This window comes from Endozoicomonas sp. SESOKO4 (assembly GCF_024606275.1).
The window spans coordinates 1-2,264 of record NZ_JAHHPS010000360.1 but is presented as its reverse complement, the minus strand read 5'-3'; the positions used below and the strand labels follow the sequence as shown (position 1 = coordinate 2,264).

The 2,264-nt window shown below is 52.3% G+C and carries 2 protein-coding genes and 1 pseudogene; all 3 read left to right on the top strand.

Annotated features, from left to right (window positions below; translation table 11 throughout):
- Positions 1-127 (top strand): annotated as a pseudogene (locus KDK16_RS07065) (ribosome maturation factor RimP); the annotation flags it as partial.
- 172 nt (positions 128-299) lie between these two features.
- Positions 300-1,793, top strand: coding sequence for a transcription termination factor NusA (gene nusA / locus KDK16_RS07060; RefSeq protein WP_257275335.1), 1,494 nt, complete (start codon positions 300-302; stop codon positions 1,791-1,793).
- 26 nt (positions 1,794-1,819) lie between these two features.
- Positions 1,820-2,264, top strand: a 445-nt coding sequence (locus tag KDK16_RS07055) for a translation initiation factor IF-2 associated domain-containing protein (RefSeq protein ID WP_257275334.1), incomplete at its 3' end; no start/stop codon positions are given.

Below are 2,264 nucleotides of genomic sequence, written 5' to 3'. Positions count from 1 at the left end.
GCGCAGGTACAGAGGCGTTGTAAAAGGGGTAGAAGACCAGGACGTGGTGTTAGTGGTTGATGATCATGAACTGCTTCTTCCCATAGAGAGCATAGACAAGGCTCAGGTGATACCGAGATTCGACTAACTTCAGGCTCATAACTGGTAATAACCAGATAAAAGATTGAGTAAAAGGTTCAGGCCGGGTTGCTAGCCGTTGTCTGCAATAAGAAGTTGATGACAGGCGAGGGTCTTCCCGGTTAACGGCCAGGGAAGTGTTGGCAAAGGCATGGACTGGTTCAGCATAGGCGAGGCAGAGCATGAGTAAAGAAATTCTGTTGGTCGTTGAGTCCGTTTCCAACGAGAAGGGCGTTCCACCCGAAGTGATCTTCGAGGCGATGGAGATCGCTCTGGCAACTGCGACCAAAAAGCGTTACGAAACAGAAGTGGATATCCGGGTAGCGATTGACCGCAGTAGTGGTGAATACGATACCTACCGTCGTTGGAGCGTGGTTGCGGACGAAGATTTCGAGTTTCCGGGCATGCACTTTACCCTGGATGAGGGTAAGGAGAAGGACGAGTCTCTGGAGATCGCTGGTGTCTGGGAAGAGCAGGTTGAGTCTGTCGCATTTGGACGGATTGCAGCCCAGACCGCCAAGCAGGTTATCGTTCAGAAGGTGCGCGAAGCCGAGCGCGCACAAATGGTTGAACAATACAGTGACAAGCTGGGCGATCTGATTAATGGAACCGTAAAGAAAACGACTCGTGACAGTATTATTGTTGACCTTGGCAACAATGCTGAAGCAGTCATGCGCAAGGACAGCATACTGCCTCGTGAGAACTTTCGTATGGGGAGCCATGTGAGGGCTTTGTTGAGTGAAATTTCCACGGAAGGTCGTGGGCCGCAGCTGATGCTGTCCCGAACTGCGCCTGAAATGCTGATTGAATTGTTCCGCATTGAAGTGCCGGAAATTGCTGAGGAGGTTCTGGAGATCAGGGCGGCTGCCCGTGATCCGGGCTCAAGGGCAAAAATTGCCGTCAAGACCAATGATGGACGCATAGATCCGGTAGGTGCCTGCGTAGGTATGCGCGGTGCTCGTGTACAGGCGGTATCCGGCGAGTTGGGTAATGAGCGTATCGACATTGTTCTGTTCGACGAAAACCCTGTCCAGTATGTGATCAATGCCATGCAGCCTGCAGAGGTTGCTTCCATCATCGTTGACGAAGACTCCGGAACTATGGATATCGCAGTCAGCGAAGATAATCTGGCTCAGGCCATTGGTCGTAGTGGTCAGAATGTTCGACTGGCCAGTGAGCTGACTGGCTGGAAATTGAACGTTATGACAGAAGCTGAAGCCGCTGCCAAGCAGGAAAAGGAAGCGGACAAGTTTAAACAGAGTTTCATTGATCTGCTCGATATCGATGAAGAACTGGCTCAGCTGCTGGTCGACGAAGGGTTCACTACGGTTGAAGAGATTGCCTATGTTCCTCTGGAAGAGATGGTGGCAATTGAAGGCATGGATGAAGAAATCGTGGAGGAGCTTCGCACTCGTGCGAAAGACAAGCTGTTGACTCAGGCTATCGCTCGAGAAGAAAAGTTAGATGGCGCACAGCCGGCTGAAGACCTTTTGGCTATGGATGGTATGGATGAGGAGCTGGCGCTGGAGCTGGCCAGTCTGGGTGTCATTACTATGGAAGATCTGGCGGAGCAGTCCATTGACGACCTTCTCGAAATTGAAGGTATGGACGAAACGCGTGCGGGTGAATTGATTATGACGGCGCGTGCTCCCTGGTTCGAGGAAGCTGGTAACTGAGCGGGCCACTGAGAGGAGAAGTGTTAATGGCAGAAGTAACCGTAGAACAACTCGCGAAGGTGGTCGGCGCTCCGGTCGAAAGGTTGCTGCAGCAGATGCAGGATGCGGGCCTGAAGCAAACCAAGGCTTCAGAAGCTGTGTCGGATGCAGAAAAGAAGCAGTTGCTGGCTCATCTGAAAAGCATTCACGGTGATCACACGGGTACGGCTGAACCTACCAAGATCACCCTTAAGCGCAAAACTGTCAGTCAGATGAAAGTATCTGGCGGTGGTGGCGCTGGTAAGAAAAAAGTTGTAAACGTAGAAGTTCGCAAGAAGCGCACCTACGTCAAGAACGAAAAAGCGGAAGAGCAGAAACCCGAAGAAAAGCGGGCTCGTGGTGACTCACGTCGTGATGGTGACCGTCCTCAGCGTCGCGATGGAGATCGTTCCCAGCAGCGTCGTGACGGCGATCGTCCCCCGCGTCGTGAAG

Coding starts and splice junctions, on each gene's coding strand:
- nusA (WP_257275335.1), top strand. CDS start 300: ATGAGTAAAGAAATTCTGTTGGTCGTTGAGTCCGTTTCCAACGAGAAG.